20 protein-coding genes and 1 pseudogene are annotated in these 26884 nt (G+C 47.8%); 2 read left to right on the top strand and 19 right to left on the bottom strand.

Annotated elements, in window-relative coordinates:
* Positions 1 to 38: 38 nt before the first annotated feature.
* The 12 genes and pseudogenes from KNV97_RS05385 to rbsD all read right to left on the bottom strand — a co-directional run bounded on the left by KNV97_RS05385 (position 39) and on the right by rbsD (position 10964).
* Positions 39 to 818, bottom strand: coding sequence for an IucA/IucC family C-terminal-domain containing protein (locus tag KNV97_RS05385; protein WP_218562136.1), 780 nt, complete (start codon positions 816 to 818; stop codon positions 39 to 41).
* Complete coding sequence (locus tag KNV97_RS05380; RefSeq protein ID WP_218561717.1) at positions 806 to 1624, bottom strand: ABC transporter ATP-binding protein; 819 nt, start codon at positions 1622 to 1624, stop codon at positions 806 to 808. Before KNV97_RS05380 ends, KNV97_RS05385 begins: the two co-directional genes overlap by 13 nt.
* A 27-nt stretch (positions 1625 to 1651) precedes the next feature.
* Positions 1652 to 2593: a FecCD family ABC transporter permease gene (locus KNV97_RS05375; protein WP_206208429.1), complete on the bottom strand. Its 942-nt coding sequence runs from the start codon at positions 2591 to 2593 to the stop codon at positions 1652 to 1654.
* A 73-nt stretch (positions 2594 to 2666) separates the two neighbouring features.
* Complete coding sequence (locus tag KNV97_RS05370; RefSeq protein WP_256611535.1) at positions 2667 to 3296, bottom strand: FecCD family ABC transporter permease; 630 nt, start codon at positions 3294 to 3296, stop codon at positions 2667 to 2669.
* A 19-nt stretch (positions 3297 to 3315) separates the two neighbouring features.
* Positions 3316 to 3681: pseudogene (locus tag KNV97_RS22190) on the bottom strand (iron chelate uptake ABC transporter family permease subunit); the annotation flags it as partial.
* On the bottom strand, positions 3681 to 4559 hold the full coding sequence (locus KNV97_RS05360) for an ABC transporter substrate-binding protein (RefSeq protein WP_206208428.1): 879 nt from the start codon (positions 4557 to 4559) through the stop codon (positions 3681 to 3683). The pseudogene KNV97_RS22190 and the gene KNV97_RS05360, both read right to left, overlap by 1 nt.
* 232 nt (positions 4560 to 4791) lie before the next feature.
* On the bottom strand, positions 4792 to 5802 hold the full coding sequence (locus KNV97_RS05355) for a substrate-binding domain-containing protein (RefSeq protein ID WP_136487118.1): 1011 nt from the start codon (positions 5800 to 5802) through the stop codon (positions 4792 to 4794).
* Positions 5803 to 5870: 68 nt separating this feature from the next.
* Positions 5871 to 6791 carry a ribokinase gene (gene rbsK, locus KNV97_RS05350; RefSeq protein ID WP_136487117.1) on the bottom strand — a complete coding sequence of 307 codons (921 nt, stop codon included), beginning with the start codon at positions 6789 to 6791 and terminating at the stop codon, positions 5871 to 5873.
* A gap of 210 nt (positions 6792 to 7001) precedes the next feature.
* Positions 7002 to 7880 (bottom strand): ribose ABC transporter substrate-binding protein RbsB, encoded by an 879-nt coding sequence (gene rbsB / locus KNV97_RS05345; protein WP_218561714.1) that lies wholly within the window; start codon positions 7878 to 7880, stop codon positions 7002 to 7004.
* A gap of 178 nt (positions 7881 to 8058) precedes the next feature.
* A complete protein-coding gene (gene rbsC / locus KNV97_RS05340; RefSeq protein ID WP_136487115.1) occupies positions 8059 to 9042 on the bottom strand; it encodes a ribose ABC transporter permease in 984 nt (327 codons plus the stop codon).
* The gene (gene rbsA, locus KNV97_RS05335) at positions 9039 to 10547 is read right to left on the bottom strand and encodes a ribose ABC transporter ATP-binding protein RbsA (protein ID WP_136487114.1); all 1509 of its coding nucleotides are present in this window, start codon (positions 10545 to 10547) and stop codon (positions 9039 to 9041) included. Before rbsA ends, rbsC begins: the two co-directional genes overlap by 4 nt.
* A gap of 27 nt (positions 10548 to 10574) precedes the next feature.
* Positions 10575 to 10964, bottom strand: a complete 390-nt coding sequence (rbsD, locus tag KNV97_RS05330; RefSeq protein WP_218562135.1) for a D-ribose pyranase — start codon at positions 10962 to 10964, stop codon at positions 10575 to 10577.
* A gap of 444 nt (positions 10965 to 11408) precedes the next feature.
* On the opposite strand from rbsD, the gene KNV97_RS05325 reads away from it, so the two are divergent.
* Entirely contained in the window at positions 11409 to 11672 is a 264-nt protein-coding gene (locus KNV97_RS05325) for a DUF3012 domain-containing protein (RefSeq protein WP_168797047.1), read from the top strand.
* A gap of 80 nt (positions 11673 to 11752) precedes the next feature.
* On the opposite strand, the gene KNV97_RS05320 is transcribed toward KNV97_RS05325, so the two are convergent.
* Positions 11753 to 12871, bottom strand: a complete 1119-nt coding sequence (locus KNV97_RS05320; protein WP_136487111.1) for an SEL1-like repeat protein — start codon at positions 12869 to 12871, stop codon at positions 11753 to 11755.
* 411 nt (positions 12872 to 13282) lie between these two features.
* Here KNV97_RS05320 and KNV97_RS05315 point away from each other — a divergent pair, with 411 nt between their 5' ends.
* Entirely contained in the window at positions 13283 to 14014 is a 732-nt protein-coding gene (locus KNV97_RS05315) for a complement resistance protein TraT (protein ID WP_136487110.1), read from the top strand.
* 196 nt (positions 14015 to 14210) lie between these two features.
* On the opposite strand, the gene KNV97_RS05310 is transcribed toward KNV97_RS05315, so the two are convergent.
* The 6 genes from KNV97_RS05310 to tssM form a co-directional block, all read right to left on the bottom strand.
* Complete coding sequence (locus tag KNV97_RS05310) at positions 14211 to 15401, bottom strand: SEL1-like repeat protein (protein ID WP_136487109.1); 1191 nt, start codon at positions 15399 to 15401, stop codon at positions 14211 to 14213.
* A complete protein-coding gene (locus tag KNV97_RS05305) occupies positions 15389 to 19120 on the bottom strand; it encodes a LysM peptidoglycan-binding domain-containing protein (protein ID WP_218561713.1) in 3732 nt (1243 codons plus the stop codon). Before KNV97_RS05305 ends, KNV97_RS05310 begins: the two co-directional genes overlap by 13 nt.
* A 2-nt stretch (positions 19121 to 19122) precedes the next feature.
* Entirely contained in the window at positions 19123 to 19677 is a 555-nt protein-coding gene (locus KNV97_RS05300) for a DUF4123 domain-containing protein (protein WP_136487107.1), read from the bottom strand.
* On the bottom strand, positions 19674 to 21788 hold the full coding sequence (locus KNV97_RS05295) for a type VI secretion system Vgr family protein (protein WP_218561712.1): 2115 nt from the start codon (positions 21786 to 21788) through the stop codon (positions 19674 to 19676). Before KNV97_RS05295 ends, KNV97_RS05300 begins: the two co-directional genes overlap by 4 nt.
* 194 nt (positions 21789 to 21982) lie before the next feature.
* Complete coding sequence (locus tag KNV97_RS05290) at positions 21983 to 23257, bottom strand: type VI secretion system ImpA family N-terminal domain-containing protein (protein ID WP_218561711.1); 1275 nt, start codon at positions 23255 to 23257, stop codon at positions 21983 to 21985.
* 77 nt (positions 23258 to 23334) lie between these two features.
* Positions 23335 to 26880, bottom strand: coding sequence for a type VI secretion system membrane subunit TssM (gene tssM, locus KNV97_RS05285; RefSeq protein ID WP_136487104.1), 3546 nt, complete (start codon positions 26878 to 26880; stop codon positions 23335 to 23337).
* Between the last annotated feature and the right edge of the window lie 4 nt (positions 26881 to 26884).

Below are 26884 nucleotides of genomic sequence, written 5' to 3'. Positions count from 1 at the left end.
AACGAGAGCATGGCCAAGGCCATGCTCTTTTTTATGAGCTACTTGCGTTTAAGCAATAGCGGGCAATTGGAGCAGAACTCAGGAGGCTCGGTGGCCTGATAATAGTAGCAACAGGTTCTGCGCATTCTGACCGGTTCAGAGTGTGCTTGCCAATGGCGTTTGGTGCGATAAAAACGGGTTAACGGATTTTCATCCAGATCAAACACTGATCTCGTGCTCTCATCCAACAGGTAAGCCAGATCGCCTTCTGCCTGCCGCCGGCGCTCAGAATCCAGAGCCGGAAGAATGCGCCGCTCATAAATACTAAACACCCGCACCGCAACATTTTCCCACAGTATTCGCGGTGAAACCCCGCTCAGGCGCTGCAACTGTTCAATCAATGGGGTTAAATGTCCGGCAAAAGCACCGCTCAGAATCAGCTCGCGCCAGGCACTGCGATCATGCTGGCAAGGGACCGCCTGAGTCTGTTTCAGTGGCATACCTGAACGCCATAACCGGTTGTGCAACTGATATTCAAATACGCAGTTGTCGATTGAGGCGTCCAGTCCCTTATCAAATACAGACATGGCATACAGCGTCGGCGCCAGCAGTAAAAACGCGCTGCGCTTAATTACCAGCGATGCAGTGACTTTAAGTTCAGGGGCGCCAAGCTCTGGCATGATGGCGTTTAGTGTCGCCAGACATTGCTCATCATCCAGTAACAACACGCTGTCCAACGCATACTGCTGATCCTGTTCGGCCGCAGGTTTTAATCCGAACCCGGTTAACTTAGCCCATTGCAGGTCGGTTAAACTGACCGTCTCGGTCATGACGGACATTTGAGCAGACGCCCTTTACCGCGCGGCACACACATCGGCGTGCCAAACAGCGGATCCTGGGTTAAGTAACACTGCATATCAAACACGGCTTGTACCATCTCTTCATCCAGAATGTCTTCCGGTGGCCCTTGACGATAGATCTTGCCCTGTTTCACCGCAATCATCTGATGCGCATAGCGACAGGCCAGATTCAAGTCGTGCAAAACCATGACTATCGTGGTGTGGCGAGTCCGGTTTAATTCAAACAGTAAATCAAGAATCTCGATTTGATAGGTCAGATCCAGATAAGTGGTCGGTTCATCCAGTAACAATATATCGGTATCCTGAGCCAGCGCCATTGCAATCCAGGCCCGCTGGCGCTGGCCGCCGGACAGGGTTTCAACCGCCCGGTCAGCAAGTTCCAGCATATTGGTATCTCGGAGCGACTGCATCACCAGACGCTCATCCTGCTCGCTCCAGCTCTGCAACCAGTTTTGATGCGGATAACGCCCCTGTCGCACCAGCTGTAGGACGGTCAATCCCTCGGGAGCCGCCGGCCCCTGCGGTAAAATCGCCAGTTTTTTTGCCACCTGTTTACCCGGCATTTGATGCAATTTTTGTTGCTCCAGCCAGATGTCACCGGATTTAGGCAGCAGCAGGCGGGCGAGCGATTTGAGCAGGGTCGATTTGCCACAACCGTTGCCGCCAACCAGCACGGTAATCTGATTCGGCTCAATCGACAGATCGAGCGATGAAATAATGGTGGTGTTCTGATACCCCAGAACCAGACCGGACGTTTGCAGTGGACTGCGCTTTGGAATGGTCATCCTTTCTGCTCCATAACAAATAGTGAATTAAGTCCGCTGCCTAAACAGCAAATAGATAAAGAAAGGAGCACCGATAGCAGAAACAAATACCCCGGCCGGCAGATCAAGCGGCACAAACAAGACCCGCGCCGCTAAATCGGCGGACATTACCAGACATGCTCCGACCATCGCCGTCACCGGGAGCAAGAGCGCAAAACTGCGCGTCACCAGTTGACGGGCAATATGCGGTGCGATCAAGCCGACGAACCCAATCGCTCCGGCATAGGCCACCACCGGTGCGGCAAGAAGAATACTTAACATCACCAGCATGAGACGCAGCTTTTGCACCGAGATACCGAGCCCGGTGGCAACCGGATCCCCCAACTCCTGAGCATTAATTTGGCGGGAAAAGCAGAGCGCCAGTGGGAACCCGACCATCAACCAGGGCAGCAACGACTGTACATCGTGCCAATTTGCACCATAAATACTGCCGGTCAGCCAGATATAAGCAGACAGGCTACCGGAGGACGGGCTGATCGCAATCAACAGGGTCGTCACGGCTCCCATCGCTGCAGAAACACCAATACCGACTAAAATCATCCGCATCGGCGTAACACCCTGTCGCCAGGCCAGCAAATACACCGCGCCCGAGGCAAAAAAAGCACCGCCAAGCGCAAAGAGCGGCAGCCACCCAATACCATAGCTCATCTGGAAAAAGGCCAGAAACCCCACCGCAGCCGCACAAGCGCCGCTGGTCATTCCGACCACATCCGGTGATGCCAATGGATTGCGGATCACAGACTGCAAAATCAGCCCAGAACACCCCAGCCCCGCACCAACCAACATCCCCATCACGATACGCGGCAGCCGCAGTGTTTCCACCATTGTGCTCAGTTCCCCGTTCAGAGAACCTGACATCAGTTGCCAAGGATTTATCCATTCACTGCCCGAGGACAACGAAATTACAGCAATACCCAGGGTAAGCAACATCAGACCAACAACCGCTCTCAATGCAGTGGATGGTAGACTAAACGACCCTAAACGGCCCCGGTATATCAATGGCTCAGGCATTGCGGTTTCCTTTTCGGGCCAGGAAAATAAAGAAAGGCGCGCCGATTAAGGCAGTCATCACACCAATCGGAATTTCCTCCGGTGGCAGAATTATCCGGGTGATCACATCGGCCAGCAAAAGCAGCGTCGCCCCCCAAATGGCACTAAGCGGCAGTAGCCATTTGTGATCATTGCCCACCAGCGACCGCGCCATATGCGGTACGATCAAACCAATAAATCCGATGTTGCCTGCCATGGCAACAGATATCCCAGCCAACGCAACGATAAGCAGGCTTAACGCTACCTTAAGCAGCCAGGTATTCTGACCTAGCCCCGTGGCAATATCGTCACCAGAGAGCAGAATATTGATGTGCGGTGCCAGCAGCACTGCCGCGAGCATTGTTGCGAGCAGATAAGGCATCACCGGCATAATGTCCCCTAATTCACGTCCTGAAACAGAACCGGCAACCCAGAATAATACGCTGTCGACCCCGTCCTGGCCGATCACCAGTAACCCTTGAGTGAAGGCCATAAACAGTGCAGAGATCGCCGCGCCTGCCAATACTAAGCGTACCGGAGACTGAGCATCGCGGCCCAGATTGCCTAACGCATATACCAGTCCACCGGCTACGCCCGCGCGCAAAAAGAGCCACCCAGAACAGCATCGACATGTCGCTGAATGCGAACACCTGGCTGCATAACACGATAAAAAATACCGCTCCGGCGTTAACGCCGAATATTGCCGGAGAGGCAAGCGGATTGCGGGTCAGTGTCTGCATCAATACGCCGGCAATCGCCAACGCAGCGCCGACCACAATCGCAATAATAGTGCGTGACCAGCGAATGGTATTAATCACCACATGTTCGATGGATGTCGGTTCAGGATGCCAAAAAGCAGGCCACACTTGTTGCACCGTCACCGGATATTGACCAAACACCAGACTTGCAAAAACGGCACCGCAGAGTACCACCAGCGAAATAACGAACAGACTCAGCCGAGCCGAAGGAGAAGAAACGGATATTAACATCATTGCGTACTTGGGGTGAGCAGCGGAGGATAGATGGTACTCAGTTGATCCAGCATCAGGTTGGCCCCAAGAATACCGCCGGACAGCAGCCAGCTAACCTTATTGACCTCATATACCTGATTCATTCTCGGTGCTTTAAGCACTTTCCAGATGGGATGGGTGCGCCAGGCATCATAGTTGCGCACCACCACTGGTTGTTCTGAATCCTTGATAACAAAAAACACATCCGCGTCAGCACTTGGCAGCGTTTCTTTGCTTTTAATTTTGATTCCCCAGCTCGCATTTGGCACCGCCGGCAAGCGAAAGCCGATACTACTCAATACCTGACCGGCAAAACTGTCGCGCAAATACAAACGCAGGTGATCAGCGCGAATATCTAACACGGATGCGGTCAGCGGCCAGTCAGAATAGCGGGACGCCAGCTGCTGGCGAAATACAGTTACATTGTGTTGCCACTGCTGCCACAACGCCTGCGCCATGGCTTCACGCCCGGTGGCTAGGCCGGTTAGCGCTAATGTACGCTGAAAATCATACACGTTGTCGGTCAATACGGTAGGTGCAATCTGCTGTAGCTGCGGATAGATTTTTTCATGTCGGCTTCGTGCGCCGATGATCAGATCCGGCTTGAGAGCGACAATTTTTTCCAGGTTAGGTTGCGTTTCCAGGCCAAGATGCTGCACACCTTGCAGCGCTTCACGCAAATAATCATAAGTCGGTGTTTCGGCCCATGAATCAACTACACCCACCGGACGAATACCCAAGGCAACCGCGGAGTCGGTGGCGCCCTGAAATAAAGTGATCACACGGTTAACATCGGAGACAACCCGGGTCTGCCCCATGGCATGCGTGACAACACTCGTCGAAGCTTGCGCCGGCAACACAACTCCACACAGGATCGCCAACACACAAATCAGCACAGCTGACCGATAAGTCAGGCTTCGAAAACAGGTCAACGGCAAGCCAGCAATCCTTTTGAGCAGATTAATTATTCAAAGAGTGAATATTAATGATAATTAATCTCATACGCAATATAATGTTAAAGAAAACAGACTCGACCGTGGAGCATGAGGTGACGTCGTTAGCTCGTTAGCTCGTTAGCTCGTTAGCTCGTTAGCTATGCTGCACTTTCTCTACACTAGTGCGTACCACCAGTTCCGGCTCCAACTGCACTACTTGCGGATCACGCTCCTGGTGCGCCAGTTTATGCAGCAGAGTTTCGACTGCCGCTTTGCCCAGGCGATATTTGGGCTGGTGAATGGTGGTCAGGGGTGGGGTCATAAATTTCGCGATATGAATATCATCGTAGCCGATTAGCGATACATCCTGTGGAATTCGCACACCCAGTTCGCTGGCGGCGTTAATAGCGCCCATCGCCATCATGTCGTTGGATACAAAGATAGCCGTGGGTAAGGCTCCCCGTTGCTGCATGGTATTGAATGCGGCATAACCACCTTCACACTCAAAGTCAGACTCAACAATCCAATCCGGATTGATCGTCAGTCCGGCCTCAAGGACTGCGCGCTTATAACCTTCATAACGTTGCTGCGCCTGCTGGCCAATCAGCGGCCCGGTAATACAGCCGATCTCTTTATGGCCGCACTCAATCAAATGCCGGGTCGCCATGTAGCCGCCCTGAAATGAGTTATCCTGAATTTTGTCCGCAGCAAACAGCATCGGCCCCCAGTCCATCACCACGACCGGAATATCCGGGTACCGTTCAAACATGTCGATACGCTGCCCGATCAGGGTCGGACACATCAGGATGATGCCATCGACCCGCTTTTGCAGCAGCGTGTTAATCGAGGCATGCATCCGTTCCGGGTCACCTTCGGTATTACACAAAATCAGGTTATAACCCTGATGGTAGCAACTGCGTTCCACCCCTTTCACCACCTCGCCAAAAAACGGGTTGGTCGAGGTGGTCACCAGCATACCTATGGTTTTGGTACGGTTCATTTTCAGGCTGCGGGCAAGCGCAGACGGCGCATAGTTCAGCTCCTGCGCTGCCCGGTTAACCCGCTCGGCAATCTCATCGCTGACAAAGCGGGTTTTATTGATGACATGGCTAACGGTCGATGTGGAAACACCGGCCAGTCGTGCAATATCTTTCATCGTTGCCATGTCATTTTCTCCTGTGCGCTTATTCGGGCTTTCCTGCCCAGATCAGAACCTGCCGATTGTCGGCTCGTTTACACTTGCTGAGACAGAAATGCTTCAACTTCGGCGCGGCGCGGAATCGAGGTCTGAGCGCCAAAGCGGGTCACCGAAATCGCCGCGGCAGCATGGGCAAAACGAATCGCCGATTCTAGCGGCATATCTTCCAGGAGGCCAGTCACCAAGGCGCCGTTAAAGGTATCACCGGCAGCTGTGGTATCGGTTGCCTGAACACGAAAGCCGGGAATAATCTCGCCGCGGCCGTTCTGGCTCAGCCAGACACCTTTAGCGCCCAGGGTAATCATCACGATTTCAATCCCTTTGGCGTGCAGAGCATTGGCGGCCTGCTGCGCTGACTCATCATCATTGACGGTGATTCCGGTCAGCACTTCGGCTTCGGTTTCGTTCGGCGTAATGACATCCACACAGCTTAGCAGTTCATCCGGCAGCGGCTGTGCAGGTGCCGGGTTGAGAATCACATTAGTGCGCGCCTGCTTGGCAGCCTGAGCCGCCGCAACGATTCCATCCATCGGGGTTTCCAGCTGCATGAGCAGATAATCGGCGGCGCGGATACGCTCTAAATCACCTTCAATGACCTGTGCGGTCAACTTGGCATTGGCTTCCGCCGACAGACAAATGGTGTTTTCGCCACTGTCGGAGACCTGAATCATCGCAATGCCGGTCGGACAGTTTGGCTGCATCTTGATGGCGCTGATGTCCATACCGTCGAGCTTAAAGCTTTCACGAATATTGATCCCGAACGGATCGTCGCCCACGCAGGCAATAAAACCGATGTCGGCATTCAAACGGGCAGCCGCTACGGCCTGATTGGCCCCTTTGCCACCTGGGATAACTTGATAGTTGCGACCGTGCAGCGTCTCGCCGGGGCGAGGAAATGAAGGCACTTGAAGAACATGGTCAGCATTGACACTACCTAATACCACCAACTTGTTCATAAAGGTTATCCTCAGTCTTATAGGAAGTAAAAAAATAGATAGATGATTGAGAAACAGAGAGATTTAATGCTTCAGTGTGCTGCACAACCGACCGATCACCAAGCGGTCATATACGCCGGTATATCTGAGTATTTGGCCGCTTTAAAAGCATTAAAGCTGTCTGTACTGCTCTCCCCTACAGGGAGAGCAGTGACGTTCAATCAACGCGAATTATTCAGCGATGATTTTCAGCGGGACCGGAATGTATTCATCCACTTGTTCACCTTTCAGTACCTGGTCAGCCGTTTCTACGCCAAGCGCACCAATCAGATCCGGTTGCTGAGCCACAGTTGCGGCCAGTTTGCCACGTTTCACCGCGGCGATGCCATCGTCAGTACCGTCAAAGCCGACGATGACAACGTCTTTACCTGATGCCTGAACTGCGCGTAGTGCGCCCAGCGCCATCTCATCGTTCTGGGCGAATACAGCCTGGACATCCGGGTTAGCTGCCAGCAGGTTTTCCATTACGTTCAGGCCTTTCGTACGATCGAAGTCAGCAGGCTGGCTCGCCATCAGCTGCATTTCGCTGCCGTTCACTGCGTTCATGAAACCTTCGCCACGCTCACGCGCTGCAGACGTACCGGCAATACCTTCCAGCTGAATCACTTTTGCCTTCTCACCCACTTTTTCCATGATGTAGTGACCGGCCATTTCGCCGCCAACCACGTTGTCAGAAGCAATGTGGCTGACCACTTTCCCACGGCTTGCGCCACGATCCAGCGTCAGAACCGGAATGTTGGAATTGTTGGCAATGCGAATCGCATTGGAAACCGCATCAGAATCCGTTGGGTTAATCAGGATCGCTTTCACACCACGAACAGTCAGGTCTTCCACGTTCGACAGCTCTTTGCTCGGGTCATTTTGTGAATCAAGCACAATCAGGTTGTAACCCAGCTCCTGTGCTTTGGCTTCAGCGCCATCTTTCATCGATACAAAAAACGGGTTGTTCAGCGTCGAGAGCACGATAGCGACAGTGTCCTGAGCCTGAGCTGAAACAGAAACGGTTGAAGAAAGAAGAGCAGCAGAGATCAAGGTTGCGAGTTTTTTCATTTTCATCGTCCTTATTGTAGGGGGCCGGGTCAGCCAGGCTGAACCCGGTGTGTCACATGCATGTTAAAGTTTCACAGTTATTTTAGAGTTTTACTTATACATCAAGCTTAACTATTTATTTTCAAACGGTTATCCCTCTAACTTCGATTGATAACCGCTTGCTTTGGAACGCTTGGAGTTACTTGTTCTTGTTGTCGACCAGTACCGCCAGCAGAATAACCACCGCTTTAGCGATCATCTGGTAGTAAGACGAAACATCGAGCAGGTTAAGGGCATTGTTGAGGAAACCGATGATCAGCGCGCCGACCAGAGTCCCCATGATACGGCCTTTACCGCCCATTAGGCTGGTACCACCGAGTACAACCGCTGCAATCGCGTCCAACTCGTAACCCATACCCGCCGTTGGCTGCGCTGATGACAGACGAGAAGTAACGATAATGCCAGCCAGTGCCGCCAGAGCGCCACAAATCGCATACACACCCATTTTTACCCGGTCAACGTTGATACCTGACAAGCGGGTTGCTGACTCATTACCGCCCAGTGCATACACGTAGCGACCAAAACGAGTGTGATTCAGCAGATACCACACCGCAGCAAACACAACCACCATCAGCCATACCGGTACCGGAATACCCAGCGCATAACCGGTACCAAACCAGGCAAACGCATCCGCGGTATCAGTAAAACCCGTAGAAATAGGACGCCCGTCGGTGTACACCATGGTCACACCACGTAGCAGAGTCATGGTCACCAGAGTGGCAATAAACGCCTGCACTTTGCCTTTGGCGATAATAATGCCGCTGATGCCACCCAGTACTGCCCCCGCCAACAAGGCAGTCGGCACCGCGACAAAGACCGGGACTTCCATTGCAATCAGGCTGGCAGCGAATGCGCCGCACAACGCCAGCACCGAGCCGACACTCAGGTCAATCCCGGCCGTCAGGATAACCAGCGTCATACCGACCGCGATAATCGCATTGACCGACGTCTGACGCAGAATGTTAAGCAGGTTATCAACGGTAAAGAAGTTGGGATTTAAAAAGGAGACCACCACTACCAGAAACAGTAGTGCAATCAGTGATTTCTGCTCAATCAGCCACTCTTTACTCAGCAGTTTCTTACCGCTGTTTGGGGATGAATCGGTCATGGTTTTGCTACTCATGCTGCGTCCTCGTTTAACGTTTTGCCAACGGCACACGCCAGTAAATTTTCTTGGTTGGCCTGGGCGGCATCGAATTCCCCGCTGATGCGACCCTCGTGCATCACCAGAATCCTATCGCTCATGCCCAGCACTTCCGGCATTTCAGATGACACCAAAATGATGCTCATGCCTTCTGCTTTGAATTTATTAATCAGTTGGTAGATTTCTTTTTTTGCGCCGACATCCACACCGCGGGTCGGCTCATCCAGGATCAGCACTTTTGGCCGGGTCATCAGCCCTTTGGCAATCGCGACTTTTTGCTGGTTACCACCAGACAAGTTGCCGATAATCTGATCCCGTGACGGTGTTTTGATATTGAACAGCTGAATGAAATCCTGCACCGCAATCACTTCTTCGCTATGCTGGATTTGTACGCCTTTACTGAGCTTATCCAGTGCGCACAACGACATGTTCTCTTTCACTGACAGCCCGAGTACCAGGCCATCACCCTTGCGGTCTTCAGAGATATACGCGATTCCGTTTGCCAGACCATCCTGCGGGCTGACCGGATTCACCGTTCTGCCGTTAAGATTAATCACGCCACGTTCAGACGGCAGCGCACCGTAAATCACTTTCATCAGTTCAGTACGGCCTGCACCCATCAGACCAGACACGCCGAGGATCTCACCGCGTTTCAGGTTGAAACTGACGTCATGCACGCCCGAACCGGTCAGGCCAATCACTTCCAGACAGATATCGTTACTTGGATGGACATCGATACGCGGGTACTGCTCATCCAGCTTACGACCGACCATCATTTCGATCAGTCCGTCTTCGTTAGTATCCTCAACCTGGCATTCTCCGATGAATTTACCATCGCGTAGTACGGTGATGTCGTCGCAGATCTCAAAAATTTCTTTCAGACGGTGTGAGATATACACGATGCCACAGCCCTGCTCCCGCAGCTCGCGGATCACGCTGAACAACGATTCGGTTTCGGTATCGGTCAGCGCATCGGTCGGCTCATCCATGATGATCACCTTGGACTCAAACGACAGCGCTTTGGCGATCTCCACCATCTGCTGTTCACCCAGGCTTAAATCGCCCAGCAAGGTTTTCGAGCTGTGTTTGACGTTGAGGCGAGCCAGCAATTTGTCGGCATCAGCGTACATTTTCGCCCACAGAATCCGCCCCATCGCACTGGTCTTTTCCCGGCCGAGATAGATGTTTTCAGCAATAGTCAGCTCAGGAATCAGGTTAAGCTCCTGGTGAATGATGCTGATACCGGCGTGCTGTGAATCGCGCGGTCCTTTGAAGCTGGCCGTTTGTCCCTGATATTCTATCGTGCCGGCATCTTTGGAATAGATGCCAGTCAGCACTTTCATCAGCGTTGATTTACCTGCACCGTTTTCTCCCATCAGCGCCATCACGCGCCCCGGATAAACGTTCAGGCTCGCTTTATCCAACGCTTTGACACCAGGAAAGGCTTTTTCAATCTTGCTGAGAGCCAGAATTGGTTGAGTCATAATGAGTCCTCAATCGAGTTTGGCGGATTAAAAAACAACACCAGCCTGGAAAATAACGTTGGCGTACGGTGTGCATTCACCGGTTCTGACTACGGCACGGCTGTAGTGGGTGCGCGCTTTAAACTCTTCGTGAGAAACATAGCTAATGGCAATGCTCTTACCAAAACGCGCTTCCTCGTTTTTAAGTTCATCGAGAAGCGCCGCGTGCAGCTCCGGGCTCACTTCAGCAAACTCTTGCGCCATCACCACGCCTTCAATCTGTGATTCAGACAGGATGACCTGCACGGTTTGCAGGAAACTCGGAACGCCATGAGTCAAAGCAAGATCAATACGTTGTGATTCTTCTGCGATCGGTAAGCCCGCATCACAAATGGTGATTTCATCGGTATGACCCAGTGTTGAAACCAGGTAGGACAGATCGGAATTGAGTAGGGTACTTTTTTTTCATCGTTTTACCTTTTTATGCGCTTACGTTGGGCTGTTTCTGCGTTGGCAGCTCGCTCAGGAAACAGTCATCGAAACGTTTCGATGGCATCCTATTCTTTCGGTTTTTGAATTGCACCCGGCAGCAAAACAGACTGTGAGTTAGATCGTCCAATTTAGCCGACAGCATGAATAAACAGTGAGAATGATCACTGAGAGTTCTATCATCAACATCCGGTTTGGTGCACATATGTCATAATTTGCTGCAGAAACCGTGACTTCATAGCCAACCGTCCCATCTGTATATGGGATTAACACCGGCCAAAATGCATCGAATTGCGCTTAAACACTGATATTTGGCGGAGATTTAACACAACTGGGGCCGGTTTCGGTATAGTGACGCGCAGCAAGCTTAGATAGCGTAAAGGAAGATTTATAATGAAAAAATTCGCCGTGGTAATGTTGGGAGCATTGGCCCTGGCCGGCTGTGAAAACGAGGTCGGCAGCAGCGGCTGGTGTGAAGAGATGCGTGATAAACCGACCAATGAGTGGAGCGCGCAAAACGCGGTCGATTTTGCCAAGCACTGCCTGTTCGAGCAAGAAGTCGGCACTCCGCAATGGTGTGAAGCAATGGACGCCAAACCTAAAGGCGACTGGACAGCAAACCAAGCCACGTCCTACGCCAAGCACTGCATTTTCTAATAAGAAAGTAAACTAAAGAACACAAAACGCCGCCGGATACCATGGGGATCTGGCGGCGTTTGAATCAAATACAACATTCGTTAATAAATAACATCTCCCCAAGCACCGGATATTTCATCAATATAAATCACTGGTTTCTGTTTGTTTAAATACGTTTGATATAGCAGATCCGCGTTCTTTTTCTCATCATCAGTTAAAGCAGTAATACCCGACTTTTCAAGCTGATCCTGGTACACTGTCGTGAGAATTCCATATTCATTACCCTCATAGGTAGCGAACAACTTAGCCACTGCGTATCCCTGTACGACAAACTCTCTATGTTCTTTACCCTTGGCAACGAAGTAGTCGAAGGTCAGAACGAAGTGTTTATTATCCAATACTGATAAATTTCTTCCTACAGATTGATTAAGGTAACGTTCCGAACTTAATACATTTTTAAATCGTTTATTAATAACATTCAACGAATCAATATCATTATTATCGGCAGCGTAAAATAACAATTTGAGTAACTCTTTTTTATCCTTTTCGGATAATGGGTTGACGCTACTATCAAACAGGCTTGAGTGCTCTCGTTTTAAATACATGGATATTAGGTGTCTTAACGGGCGAAAGTAGTTCTCATTCATCCCCTCTTTCACTGTATTAATAAACTCATAAAAGTATTTTTCATCTGCGTTGTCAAAACGAGCGTAATATAAAAGTGCATACTGAGCGGATAGATCGCCGGAACTCGCTCTCTTTGCTAATAAATCTATCCCGATTTTACTCCATGAATCATCACAATAAGATGACATTCTCATTTCGCATTGATATTGATTATACTTTGGCGACAATCGAAGCGCAGCATAAGGGTTACCAAGCTTTGCGGACTTTTCAAAAAGCGCAGCGCCACCACTACCAGAAAAAGCGCTACTGCGATAGGTGATTTCCGCCAACCAAAACATTGCAGTAGCGTTACCCTTGTCTACCATCGGTTTTAACAACTGCTCAGCTTTCGCCCAATTGCCCTGCTGAATAGCCAACACAGGATCATATAACGTATCATTAGGTCTATAACGACTCGAAGCATAAGGGTCTGGATTTATCTTTTTCTCTTTGTCAGCAAGCACAATGAGGCTTTGTATTGTTTGATCGACGGGACGAGATAGCTCGACATCAACACCTGTTGGCCATTTAAGATACAAATAATAACCCAACATAGATGAAAAAATCATAATTAGAATGAACAACAAAACTTTAAGAAAACTTATGCAACTAAACACTAACATCTCCACTAATCAAAGTTGAGGTTGACACTTTTAATATCTACTCCAAAAAATCCGAGATCAATCATAACCCACAAAAATAAATAAATACAAACGATAGAAAAAAATAATAACAATACATGCTAAATTATATATTCATCAACCAAATCACTAAAAAATTAAAGTATCAAAACAATGTCAAGACAAATTTCCCCCACAAACCATAGTTAAAAACAATATTGTCATCAATTAACTTTAAATTAGTGAACGAACGCGTGGTTTTTATATTCACTCAGTAATTTAAATATAATAAGCTCCCTAAGAAATTGACACAATTTTTACTTAACCATTATTGAAGGTATATAAATGAACACTAACGCTAAATTTGGCTTTCTACTCGCTGCTATTCTCTCTGTTTCTGGCTGTTCTGCAATAAACACCGCCGTAAGCAAGCGTAATCTCGAAGTAAAAACCACAATGTCAGAAACGATCTGGCTGGATCCGGTTTCAGCTAGCCAACGAACTATTTTCTTACAAGTACGAAACACAACCGATAAGCAGATTGATATTCAACAGGAATTAAAAGAAAAGCTGACACAAAAGGGTTACTCCGTTGTACAAGATCCAGCTGCTGCTCACTACTGGCTACAGGCAAATGTGTTAAAGGCAGAGAAAATGGATCCCGCTTCAGCCCAGGGCTTCCTTAACAGCGGATACGGTGGCGCACTCTCTGGTGCAGCAATTGGAGCTCTAGCTGCAGCATCCGCTACGAGTCATTCAAACACTATTGGTGCGGCAGGTCTCATCGGTGGCGCTATTGGACTGGTTGGAAATGCTTTAGTAGAAGACGTTTATTATGCCCTGATTACTGATGTACGTGTCGTGGAAAAGACAGATAACAAAGTCACTTCTACTGAAGTCGCACAACTATCAAATGGTAATTCTGGCGCACTAAATACCTCTATATCCAGCGTGGATAACAAAAAACGTTTTCAAACCCGTGTTCTGTCGAATGCAAACCAAGTGAACTTAGAGTTTGAAGAAGCTAAACCAGTGCTAGTAGAAGATCTAACCACTTCAATCAGTGGTATTTTCTAAAATAATTAACGTTAATCACCTGACTGTTTAAATTTTATTAGTGTTTATCAATCTGCAAAGACTTTTTAGGTTGTCCAGTTACATTAAGTAACAACGATTGAGACACTGATATAACATGCTTTGTACTATAAAAATGCCGTCAGATACCAATGTGTATCGACGGCAATTTAAAAAAATCTCTAACTTCTTATCATCTTCAGTGAAATAATGGCGAAATCCCAGTTACTTCATCAATAAAGATAACTGGTGTAGAATGACCAATCAAATTTCTAGTCATTATCATCCCTTGAGACTTCTCTTCTTCACTCATAGGTTTTATATTACTATCCATTAGCATATACTCAAAGATACCTTTATATTCGCCGCGTTGGTTAAAGTCCTTGATATAATAATCAAAAAGATTCGCAACAGAGTATCCTCTTATCAAAAAATCTCTATTTGACTTTGTATTACTCCTACCTCTAATAAAATAATCAAAAGCAATAAGAAAATTATTACCATCCAATAGAAGTTGGCTCTGATCTATCAAATCATCAAAATCACTGTCAAAAAAACCTTTAAAATCATCATTAATTAATTTCATAGACAATACGTCATTATTTTTTGCCGCAACCATCAATGAGTTAAAAATAACTTTCTTTTCATTATCACTCAAAGGTAATGGGTCATTGTCAAAAGGACTTAATGACTCCCTAGACAAATAAAGGTTCACTAAATATCGCAATGGGGGATAATAATTTTTATCCATTCCGGTTTTTACCAAATCAACCAAATCAGAATAAAACTCTGAACTTGTATTTTTAAATCTAGTAACATAGAGATAAGCATACGCAGCTTTGGTGTCACCGTCATGTGCTAGTTTTAACAAACCTTTTAATCCGATATCATCCCACTTACTATCACAATAGGCCTTCAACCACCTATCGCAATCATGACCAAAACTCAATGAGGGAGAAAGTCTTAATGCAGCATAAGGATTACCTAATTCAGCAGCCCTTACAAACCATTTACCCCCGTCTGAAAAAGCGTTCGCTGAATAGGTAATATCTCCAAGCCAAAACATGGCAGTAGAGTTACCCTGCTCTGCCATTGGTTTTAACATATCAATGGCTTCACTCCAGCGCTTTTGCTGGATTGCCAAGACAGGCTTATACAAAGGATCATCAGGTCTGTAGGTACTAGAAGCATAAGGATCATTATTTATATTTATGCTTTTGTAAGAAGTCGTACTTAACGTTTCGTCAGTTAGTGGAGACGATAAAGCAATGTCTAACCCAGTCGGAAGTTTTAAATATAACCAATAGGATCCAATAGATATGATGAAAGCAAAAAGGATAAAAATTGCAAACTTATACAGTATATTTTTTTTAATCATCATATTTTCCATATACTAAAAAACTCCCACCGAGGATCACTACCAAAAACTGCTTTTATTTTTTCTCTATCTAACTTCATCTTCTGAGTTTCGTCATCAAGTTCAACTCGATAGGCTCGATAATGAAAGTTCCCCTTAACATCTTTATATCTATATCCATGCATATTGATTGCTAATTGCCAAACATTATCATTGAAGGAAATTCTAAGCCCTCTGTTATTATCGCTAACAGAAATGATATATTCTTCAAGACGCCGCCAACTATCAGCAAAACGCTGCCACTGTGAAGCTGGAGTTCTAACATCTTCTAGATTTCCCCCTATGCGAATAAGAGTTTCTTCAAACTGACGAGTCCTGAATTTATTCTCATCATTTCCAGTAGGAGAAATCCATTTCAATATTTGTATAACAGCACTAACTTTCCTTTCTTCATTTTCCTGTCTAGATATTTTCTGAAGATCACTCTCAAAAAAAGATTCTTCCTTTTTATTAGTCAAACAATTTAACAATTTAGCTAATGTTTCTGGAGGTAAATTTCTAATCCAATCTTTCTTACTAGAGCTAACCTCAGCCATCGTGATATGTCGTGCTATCATGGGCGCGTAATCTTCTTGGAGCACATCGTTTTTATACTCATCATAGACAACTGATGGAAGCAACATAACATCTCCAAATGTTAAGCCGAGAGCCATAGCTATAGTCAACCTTTCATTAAGTTGTTCAAAGTACTCATTTCTTCCATTTTTGTCATAATCTCCAAACACCTCTACATAACGGAATCCACTCTCTTTTAACACTCCTAAAAGGCATGCCAAAAATCTATCCATCATAACTGGACTTAATGTTACAGAAAATTTTCCAGAGAAGCCTGGTCCACACACAGCTTTTGCTGATGTGATAAGAACGATTTGGCCATTTTGAAAGGTAAACCGAAATTCTCCAGAGTATCCGATACCATAATTAGCCGCCATCTGAGCACTGATACTGCCCAATTTTCCTAGTGATTGCTCCACCTTATTATTGTTTATCATCACCGCAGGCGGCTTCCAATGAACTTCGGCATCAATGCTTCCTCCGGCTTCGACACCAGCAAATACGTCTACCTTAACCCCAGTTTGTGCCGCCGCTTGTGGAATAAGAGCATCACCATCCTTTAATACTCTTGCTTTAGGTGAGTTTTCGCTAGCTTGGTTTGCGTCCAGAACCTTGATAGATTTTCCTTTAACACCCAACCCACCGTTGGTTTCTGAAGGACCGAAGGATAAATTCCCAGAGAGTTGACAACTTGCTGCCGCCAAACCATAGACTTTGGCGCTAAGTTTTACAAAACACTCTCCCGCATCGTATTCTCGTTTTTTATCCGTCATAGACTCATAATCCAGGGCTACGTAAGAAATCGAAAGCCCATGCCCCTTATCTGGGCGCACGTTTTGATCCTTATCATTAGTCGGAAACCAAGACGAAAATCCTATTTGACCACTTAATAAGGTAAAATTGGCTTGAATCGACGCTCCTGTAGTCAAGTCTAAGTTAGGACGCAATGCATCTAATTCGCTTAACGGCAGATTCAAAGAACCACTGGCACTTGATGATAAGCGTAAAAATTGCGCCTGAGCATTCGCTATATAGGCTGACGAACCGTTGTCTGCTCTTCCGCCTTGCCAGTGGTAGTGGGATTGCCAGAAAGCACTTGAGTCATACTTTTCTATTGTCTTATTTAGATTCAACGGTCCTGTGACAAAATTTGCTTTCGTAAAAGTACCTGCTAATTGCTTCTTAATTTCATCTAAAGCTTCAGATAATGTCTTACCTGCAGCATCTGCGTTGACTAACGGATCAACCATTACGACTTTTTCCGTTATATCCTTACAGTGACCTTTACTAAGGTTTTTTTTCGCCGTTGGTAAAAACCAACTTGGTCCTCTAACCCAACCAACTTCTCCCTCATTTGATAACAAACTACATTCAACAGCTTGAAGGTCTGCATCACCAGCCTTGTTAGAAAATATCCCTAGTTTTTTTTCCAAAACCTTATAGTTCTTTTCATCCCATAAAAGAGTCATGGCAGATAGCTTATCTTTATTAAGATAAAAATTAATGACTTTACCTTGTAAAGCTGACGCTTCAGCCCTTCTCTTAAGTTGTTCTAGTCTCTCGAGTGCAACTTTCTTTACCCAGATTAGGTCAGAAAACATATCAGGAATAGAACGTCCACCCATAATGCTACGAATAGAGCTCAGCCATTCAGAAAGTGTCGCATCAATAAAGCGAATCAGCGCCAATGTCGGATAATACGCCCATTGACTGGCGGAACATTTATTAGAAGAAAGAATAGCTCTAATATGCTTATCATCTCTTACTGTGTCGTCAAATGTTAGTAGTTCTGTCAGTAATCCCGAAACTACTTTGTTATAATCATCCGGTTCAATAGTCAGACTAGCGTCATCTCGCCAATTTTTGTATTTACTACTGTTATAAAGGCTTTCCGGTCCCAGATGCACTTTATCCGTGCCAATTAACAACTCTTTAGGCAGACACTGCTCTTTGACAACAAAGCCATAATCATTTAATTTCAAAAGATAGAAAGTGAAACTATACGCGCTCATGGCGTTTGATGGTATGTCACTACCGCGTTTAAATTCTTCCAATGCATTAATAAATTGTGCAGAATTTTTGACATCTTGATTCCAAAATCTATCCAGTTTAGAGTTCAATTCTTCATGATTTTGTTCAGATAACTCTTCATCAGACCAACGACGATAAGAATTAACTTTTTTTATACATTTAGCGATGTCATCTTGTTTTTCACTAGTAAAGTAACTTTCCTTTTCACTGTAGACGAAGTTTGTACCGTCATCAGTAACTACCTTTCCTGCTGCTTTTACTGCTTTTTTCTCTAGCAAAGCAATTTCGTCTTCAAGATAGTCTACAACTTTTAATTTTGCAGCACTTAAAGCTTTCTCCCTTAGAATATATTCTTTGTTTTCCTCATCTACCTCATCAATAAAACCTAATGATTTACCAATGTAATAGGAAATAGGGGCAGTACGTATTGAAACTTTAAATACAAAATCTTTTAGCTTCTCCCAAGTAAGGCTGTCACTAAGAATACTATAATAATCTATGCCATCTTCTTGTTCTGCAATAGAAATGATAAATCCATTTTCTCCTCCATTAAAATAGTTCTTAGCAGCGCCTGATTGAATAGTTACCAACATCCAACTCACAGTTCTTAAGCGTTCGATATCCGTGTCTGACAGGAACATTTCATGTGGTTTATGTTCAAATTTAGATAATATCCCTAGTGTATTAAGGTTGTTAAACGTCGTTTGTCTGTCCGTTGTGACTGCGCTTTTAAACAAATCAATTTCAGACATAACCGCTTCTTGAGCTGTTTTCGTTAGTGCATACCAAGTTTTCTCTCCCGTTTCCGGATGAGCAGGTACGTATAGTATATCGACAAAATCAGGGACTTGACTGGAACAGAGTTCATTCCCACATGCTGGTTTTTCAGGAACTAGAGGAAGTGTAGTACGTGTACCTAAGTCTACTTCGATTGGAGACCCTTCATTACCTGATAACTTAAGTGTGTTACCAGCATAAATCAGATCAATATCTTTAATTTGATCACTATTTAATTCTTGGAGTACACTTTTTGAAATATCAAACTTTTCCGAGATCAGATCTAAACAATCTCCCGGACGAATTTCATAAGTTTTTACTGTAGTCATAATTATAGATATCCCAATAAAACAGATGATGTCAAAGAAAGTGGTGTATTTCCGTTATTTACGTATTTCTTGTTTTCATCTCCAACCAAACTCTTCCATTCATCATCCTCACCAACCCAAGTTAAGGACGAAAAGGGACCTAATATATTTTTCTTGTCTTGATCGTTTAATCCTTTGTGAACGCTATTCAAGAAAACCGAGGAATAATATCTAAAAAACCTCATATCACCATTAATTATTACTGTTAGCAAACTTCGGAGATGATTTAACCTATCTTCTTGTTTCGTATTTTTCTTAAATGAAAATACTACTGTGCTTGTCTTCAAAGCAAAATCGTATTTAATTAAATTAGTCAGTTCTTTTGAACCGGTGAAACAAAAAACTACCGGACTAACTTCAACAAGATGGTGAAAATCACTTCCATAGAACAGTTTTATCATTTCAGGATTGTTCTCGTACCGATATGCCAAAATATCAATATCAGGTACTCTTATTTTGTCGACGACTACCCAATGGGTATATTCGTCAGATTCAAAAAACTCGGTTAACTGACTCATACATCCTCTTTAATTTCACACGGACAATCAGTTCTGGGACAATTGCCATCTAGTTGACGCTGACACATTCTGGCTATTGGTATATCACTAATTGCAATCTGAACTAACGCTTCTTCTGAAATCAATGATGCTATTGGTTTTATGAATGTCAACTCTTCCGGTGCGTCTACAGCCTCAACGCCGCCGGGTAACAAGGCTGATTGGCCGCTGTAGCCGGAGGCACTGCCTGCGCTGCCGCCGGCGTTTAGATTAATAGCCGGGCCCGACAAATGTACGCCACCGCCGTCAACTTTGACGAAACTGCCGCCGGCTTTGAGGGTGACTTCGGCACCGGCTTCGACCACTAATTTAGCGCCGGCTTTGAGGGAAATTTCCCGTCCTGCCTGAACCGCGATGAGATTGCCGACTTTGTGCTGGGCTGAGCCATCGACTTTCAGGCTGCTGTCCGCGCCGATTTTACTGCGGCTCTCACCACCGATAGTTTGGTGCTGATTGGCCACGACTTGGCTGAAGCGATCATTTTCGACCGTGACATGGCGGTCGTGGCGGATTTCACTGCGGTGGTCATTCTCGACTAAGCCATCGAAGTCTTTCTGAGCATGCAGGTAAACCTGTTCTCTGCCGGCTTGATCTTCAAAACTCAGTTCATTAAATCCTTCTCCCTGATGGGTTTCACTGCGGATCACGGTTTTGGTTTTGTTTTCTGGCAGTGGATACGGCGTAGTATTGGTCGCATGGTAAGTACGGCCGGTCACGATCGGCTGATCCGGATCGCCATTCAGGAATGAAACAATCACCTCGTGGCCAATGCGTGGCAGCGCCAGCATCCCGTATTGACTGCCGGCCCAGCCTTGCGATACCCGGACCCAGCACGAGCTGAGTTCATCAGCGTTGGAATAGCGATCCCAGGGGAAATGCAGTTTGACCCGGCCATGCTCATCACAAAAGATCTCCTCGCCCTGTGGGCCGACCACAGTCGCAATCATCGGGCCATCGACCTGAGGTTTTGCCTCCGGTGTTGCCCGCCAGCTGATATGGGCCGGGATCAGCTTGAACTGGTTCGCGTAAGTGGTGGCACCGCTGCCGCCCTCTTCCTCCAGCGCCTGGGGCTGAGTGCCCTGGTGGTGAACACTTACCACCAGCCAGTCACGGTTGAGGCTCTCATGTAAGTGCTCTTGCAGATCAAATTTCATTCCGGCGCGCAGCAAAGGCTGGTTACTCTGACCACTGGCAGTGCGCGCCTCGCGGCGCAGGAACTCAAGCCGAATCCGGCTAAGCGCTTTACCATTGACGTCATCTTTGAAGCGGCCCGGCGCGTCATAATGCTCGTAAGTCGTGTGCTGGTAATCCATTTCGCTACCCAGCGCACTTTGCGCAAAAGAATAAGCCGGCTTTTTAAAGCTGTAATCCTGCATCGCGGTCTGGCTGACTTCAGCACGCGTACGAACCTGCAATGCGGAGATATATGGCGTATCCATCACGCCACCGGCCAGGCTGTTATAAGGTACCGGCTCGCCCAGTTTAGGCAAGCTGTCAGACGCATCACTGAAGAGCAGCGTATGCTGGCCTTCCTGATGAATGAAGCTGTACACCAGCCCCTCTTCCGCTGCCAGACGGTGTAAGAATTCGAGGTCGGTTTCTCGATACTGCACACACAGTTCGCGCTGCGGATAATCGCGGGTCAGCGCAAAGGCGTAATCATCGATGTCCATTTCCTGCAGCAGCACAGACAGGATTTCAGGAACGGTTTTGAGCTGAAAAATGCGGCTGTTGTGACGCAGTGATAAACGCTCCAGCGCCGGAACCAGAGTGAGGGAATAGAATGTATGATGATGGCCGGTGTCGCCACGACTGAAAGCCCGCACAACGCCATGCACGCGCTGCACCAGCATCTCGTCTCGATATAGAGTCAGTTCTGCGCTTTTATCCACCACCATTTCAGCGCTGATGCCCGGCTGGCGGCTGGCCAGCGCAAGTTCATAACGAAACCCGTAGCACGGACGACCATCCATGAGCTCACAGGACAGCGTTTCCTGCCCGTCGAAGGCATGCACCACCAGGGTATCTGTTTCCAGACCATCCACCTGGAACTTGTAACTTAACGTTGCCATGCTGCTATTCCTATCTCTGACCGTTGATAAAGTGCAAACTTGAGTTTGCAGCAAGGGTAATGCCAATCTTATTTTTATTATTAATCAATTGGTTATGTTGAAAAACTCATCATCAGGGCAATCTGCCGCCACAGTGGAGCAAGAAGCTGCCCGATACGCAACTTTTTGCCCGCTGTGTAATGGACATGACACGCTCAGCGCGCCAGCTCTGCGGATAGGTTTTCTTCCAGCTGAGCCATGGTCCAACTCAGGTTATTGAGACGCAGTTTCAGGATGTCCAACTCCTTCCGGGCGTCGTCAACCTCGCCCTGCTTAATCAGGCTCTGCACGTAATCCACCCGGCCATAAATCGGTGACAGACTCACGGCAAAATCTTGCAGAGATTTGGTTTGACGCTGCAACTCGTTCCATCGGCCACGTTTCGCCAGCAGTGCGATGTTAGCCATGCGGGTACGCATTTCACCGAAACGTTGCACAAAAATATCGGTTTGCGCCAGCGCCTCCTGCTGTGCGGTAGAAAATGCCTGTTGCGATTCAGCCACCTTAGGATCCTGCGGATAGAGCGCCATCAGCGCTGACATCTCATGCATCGCTTCGCGCTTACTCTGTTCAACAGATGCGGCACTTTTTTGCACAATCGAGTGCTGATACAGCCCGACCAGATCTTCTTTCCAGCGCACGACCTGGCCCGGGGAGACATCAAGCTGGAACTGATGCAGAGCCTGGTCGCTGTTTAGCGTCGCCACTTTCACCTCAGCCGAATACTCACTGTGACTGAACCATGGCAACACCTGATAAGCCCAGACTCCGGCACCAAACAGCAGACCGCCGAGGACAAATGCGGCGCCAACCCATTTGCGGTGCAGACTGCGCAGCACTTTAGGCGGCTCCTGAGCTTGCTGCTGCATCTGGCGTTTCACCAGGCTGTGGTACTGAGTTTCAATCCGGTCAATATGTTCGAATAGCACAAAACCGACACTTTCAAAATCAACCGGGTAATCCGGCTGCTGCTGCTCCAACTGATGATGAATCCGTTCGCACAAGCGCTCACAACGATAGAGTTCACGCAGTGATTCATAGTTGGGCTTGATGGCTTTCAGCTCCGGCACCACTTTGCCATTCACCCAGTCCAGCACCTCTTTGTGCATCTTGGCATACTTAGCATCCGGCTTGTTCTGACTGTTGAGACAGGCACTGAGTAATTCCAGTCCGTTGGCATATCCGGCCAGACCCTGGGTTTTCAGACTCGCGACCGCGAAGTAGCCGCTCATCATCAGATCCACCCCCGCCTTTCTGGCCAGAGTGTCACAACAATCACGCACCAGTTCCCAATCTGTCGATCCCGCCAGCGGGTTAAAACGACGATTGATCTCATCTCTTACTTTTTGGTACTCATCGAGATGACGAATCTCATCCACATGCTCGCAAATACGGTAGTAAGCATTATCAATAAACAAAATATTGGACATTTACGGCTCAGTCCCAGAGTAAAGGAGCGGGTTACCCCGCTCGCTTAATTAGATTAGTAATATCGAAAATAAACTTTTTAATACAAGGTATTGGATAGCTTAAACGAGTTAAACAAGCGCTCGGTGAACGGGTTAGCATTCGCTTCTGAATTGATGCGGTAAATCATGTCACCGCCATCAACATCAAATTTGTAGTCCACCGAAGTCGCACTGGCTGCCACCACATCCCCCTGGTCCAGCAGACGGAAGAACGCCCACGGTCCCTGAATATCAATACTACGTGGTGACATATTGGACTGAGTCGGCACCAGCGTGACTTTAGAAACCGCAGAGTCGCGCAACGTGTTTGGCCAGATCAGCTCCACGCTGTCACGCGGACCATGGCTGTAGGCCAGATACTGACCGTCGACGTTGAGCACACTGCGGCGCTTGTTGCCGCTCAGACGCAGCGGCTCCACCGAGAAACTGACATCAAGAATGCCTTTGCGGTTAAAGAAAGCATCGCGGATCTTCTGCGCCTGCTTGATCTGATTGAGCACATCTTTACGAATCAGCGACTGGGCATTTTCGCCATCATTGACTGTGATGTTCTCCTCAATAAACATCCGTAACTGATTGTTATAGAAGTTGTCCAGAGTGCCATTTGGCGCAAAGAAGGCTTCAAAATCCTGCAGTGACGCATCTTTCTTCGCCTTCGGATTAAACGGATAGCGACCAGCCAGCTTGCGCTGGAAGGTGTTGTAAACATCATCGTGCCAGCGCACTTCCAGATGGCGGATCGCCTCCTGCTTAATCACATACCAGCTCTCGTCAGCAATTTTGGTCATCATGCTGTCGAGTGGTTTCGGCAGACCGGAAGCAATCCGTTTCAGGGTATAAATCGGATCCGCATTAACCAGTTTGACTCGTGCCTTGGTTGCATCAAGAGCGGCAGTGCCGACATCCGGTGCGGTCTGAATCGCTTTCAGGTAATTCTGCAACTCTTCCACCGAGGCCAGTACTTCATTCATGTAAGCCGGTTTGTCGCCCACCGGTTTAAGCATGTCATTCAGCTCAGCAAACGGTGATTCGATCATCGACGCTACTTTATATTTCGGACTCTGCAACAGCGCTTGCTGCGCCGCATCATCATCAGGCAGAGAAGCATACAATTCAGTATTGGTGTCCAGCGTGCGCAGCAGACGCTGCATCGGTTCAATATTACCGGTCAGGTTATCCAAGACAGCCACGGCATCATTGATGTCACTGAAATACTTCACATCGATTTCGTTCAGTGCAGCACGCCAAGTGTTGGTGTAATCGGCGACATATTGATCGCGGATCTTATTTCGCAGTGCCTGCTTATCTGCCTCACTGAACTGAGCTGACTTTGACTGGCCCAGTACCCAGCTGTCGATCAGTGCCAACTCCGACACCGACTCAGAACGCGGCATAAAGTACTCTTCAAAGCCACGCTTAGTCAGCATCTGCGGAATGTACAGGCTGCTGCTGTTCATCACGCGTTCTTCAAACACTACGTCAAACACCGGCCCCACTAGGTTACGCAGGTTAATCGCCGGGCCTAATACGGTCTGAGCATTGAGCTTGAGGTTGCGATACACGCGCTGATCATTAGGCATGCTACCCAGTTCTGCCTGAACCTTGGCAATGGTCGGCTCATAAGGTTTCATCACCTTGGTCGCCGCCTTGTTACCATGCTGGCTTTCACCTGCCAGATCGGTATGGCGCATCGCATAGTCGAGGTGGCCCAGCAACTCTTCCTGAATTTCACGCCGCCCCGAGAACTCCTGCTGCCAGTAACGTGAGAAATAATCCATCACGTAATCCTGATAACGGCCGCTTTTATCCACCATCATGCGATACACACGCAGCACTGCCAGTTTTTCTTCATCGGTTTGGGCCTGATTGAGATCCATCACCACATCAGCCATTAACAGTGGCAAGAAGCGGGTTTCCAGCAGATTCAGATAGGTCGCTTCCACCATAGGACCGATGGTGTGCCCTTGATACAGACCGAAATCTGAGATGTATTTGGGCTTTTCACGGAAGAAGCCAAACTCCAGCGTCGCTTCACGGATTTTGTTCAGTGGCTCCAGCACGTCTTGCTGAGAGGCCAAACTCGCTTTGGACGGAAATTCATCCCGGTACTGGTTCACCTTGGCCAGTACGGCATTGGCATGTTCCACGTTGGCGAGGTAATTACGGTGCCAGTTACCCACTAAAAGCAGAGTTGCAATACTACCAGTCACCACCGACAACACCATCAGACGGCGTTTCTGACGCGCAATACGAAAGTTATCCGAGGCCAGTCCTGCTTCAGGATAGATGATGTTAGTGAACAGCTTCTGAGTGAAATAAATGGTTGAGTTTTTCGCCCGCTGCGCGGTGTTAACCGCATGCGACAAGCCATAGCGACGCGACGCCGCATCATCAAATGCGTTGGTCGGCACCCCTTGCTGATACACCGAGGTAAAGTAGGCGCCGCGCACCAGAGCGGAGGTCGAAAACTGATCACTGGCCAGCGCATCCTGGAAAAACTGCCCCAGGATCTCTTTCAGGCCGGAGACCTGACGGGTGAAGCTGTAGATCGCATTGCGCTCTTCCAGTGACATCGGTGCCGACACCGCATGTGGCAACGCATTATTGATACGTTCTACAAACTCGGCATAATCTTTAGCAAACTCTTCCAGCCAGTTGTCGAGGTTGTCGATTGAATCGAGCGAAAAAGTAAAGCCCAGCACTTCCTCACGTTGACTTTTGGTATAGTGCTTGAAGAAAGGTTCAAAGCCATACAGTAAGTCCAGCTTGGTCAGAGCAATGTAGACTGGCAGACGCGTTGACAACGTTTCCATCAGTTCGCGCAGACGTGCACGCAGCAGACTGGCGTAGGCTTTGCGCTCAGACGCCGTCGCGGTGGCCAGATGTGACACATCCAGCGCCAGTACAATACCGTTGAGCGGACGACGGCTGCGGGTACGGTCCAGCCACTTGACGAAGTGCAGCCACAGACGGCGCTCCATGGCACCATCGTTATCTTCACTGCGGTTACCCTGCGTCAGCAGTTCACCGTCCGGATCGATCAGGACCGATTCATCACCAATCCACCAGTCAAACGAATATGGGTTTTCACTCTTCTGCCCGGAGGCACGCATGACGGAAGAGAAAACAAACTTCTGCCCCGAGCGGTTGATCAAACTGGTTTTACCGGCATTTTCCAGCCCAAGAACCAGATACCAAGGTAAAGAATACAGATAATTACGCTTGTTCAGGTTCTGGCGCATATTAACCATCACCTGATTCAGTTCAACTTCCTGGCGCTCTTCATAAACCCGAATCGGATCCTGACGCAGTTGTTCATCACGCTTTTGCTGCGCCTGATAGTTTTGCAGTTTACGCCACTGCAGCAACCCCCATAACGCCAGAGCGCCCAGAGTGAACAAGCCACTGGCGACCACGCGCGACAAGACAGACTGGAGTGGCTTAGTTTCAAAAATCTCTAACCACGGTCCCGCCCACCAAATCGCAACATTCAGTAATATGAACAGGGTAACGAGCAAAATAGGTAATGCGGCCAGCATGCCTGGCTTAAGCCTTCTTACTAACCCAACAATAAATCTCCACATGGAT

Origin of the sequence: Vibrio ostreae (assembly GCF_019226825.1) — a bacterium.
In the GTDB taxonomy this organism is placed as follows: domain Bacteria; phylum Pseudomonadota; class Gammaproteobacteria; order Enterobacterales; family Vibrionaceae; genus Vibrio; species Vibrio ostreae.
This window is presented reverse-complemented; position numbering and strand designations above follow the sequence as displayed.

Bases quoted from the DNA above. Each gene is read 5' to 3' on its own strand.
- KNV97_RS05355 (WP_136487118.1), bottom strand. From the start codon at position 5,802: ATGGCAACGATGAAAGATATTGCACGACTGGCCGGTGTTTCCACATCG.
- KNV97_RS05295 (WP_218561712.1), bottom strand. From the start codon at position 21,788: ATGGCAACGTTAAGTTACAAGTTCCAGGTGGATGGTCTGGAAACAGAT.
- KNV97_RS05290 (WP_218561711.1), bottom strand. From the start codon at position 23,257: ATGTCCAATATTTTGTTTATTGATAATGCTTACTACCGTATTTGCGAG.
- KNV97_RS05315 (WP_136487110.1), top strand. From the start codon at position 13,283: ATGAACACTAACGCTAAATTTGGCTTTCTACTCGCTGCTATTCTCTCT.
- rbsK (WP_136487117.1), bottom strand. From the start codon at position 6,791: ATGAACAAGTTGGTGGTATTAGGTAGTGTCAATGCTGACCATGTTCTT.
- KNV97_RS05305 (WP_218561713.1), bottom strand. From the start codon at position 19,120: ATGACTACAGTAAAAACTTATGAAATTCGTCCGGGAGATTGTTTAGAT.
- KNV97_RS05325 (WP_168797047.1), top strand. From the start codon at position 11,409: ATGAAAAAATTCGCCGTGGTAATGTTGGGAGCATTGGCCCTGGCCGGC.
- KNV97_RS05300 (WP_136487107.1), bottom strand. From the start codon at position 19,677: ATGAGTCAGTTAACCGAGTTTTTTGAATCTGACGAATATACCCATTGG.
- KNV97_RS05320 (WP_136487111.1), bottom strand. From the start codon at position 12,871: ATGTTGGGTTATTATTTGTATCTTAAATGGCCAACAGGTGTTGATGTC.
- KNV97_RS05375 (WP_206208429.1), bottom strand. From the start codon at position 2,593: ATGTTGCTTACCCTGGGTATTGCTGTAATTTCGTTGTCCTCGGGCAGT.
- tssM (WP_136487104.1), bottom strand. From the start codon at position 26,880: ATGTGGAGATTTATTGTTGGGTTAGTAAGAAGGCTTAAGCCAGGCATG.
- rbsC (WP_136487115.1), bottom strand. From the start codon at position 9,042: ATGAGTAGCAAAACCATGACCGATTCATCCCCAAACAGCGGTAAGAAA.
- rbsA (WP_136487114.1), bottom strand. From the start codon at position 10,547: ATGACTCAACCAATTCTGGCTCTCAGCAAGATTGAAAAAGCCTTTCCT.
- KNV97_RS05310 (WP_136487109.1), bottom strand. From the start codon at position 15,401: ATGGAAAATATGATGATTAAAAAAAATATACTGTATAAGTTTGCAATT.
- KNV97_RS05385 (WP_218562136.1), bottom strand. From the start codon at position 818: ATGTCCGTCATGACCGAGACGGTCAGTTTAACCGACCTGCAATGGGCT.
- KNV97_RS05380 (WP_218561717.1), bottom strand. From the start codon at position 1,624: ATGACCATTCCAAAGCGCAGTCCACTGCAAACGTCCGGTCTGGTTCTG.
- rbsB (WP_218561714.1), bottom strand. From the start codon at position 7,880: ATGAAAAAACTCGCAACCTTGATCTCTGCTGCTCTTCTTTCTTCAACC.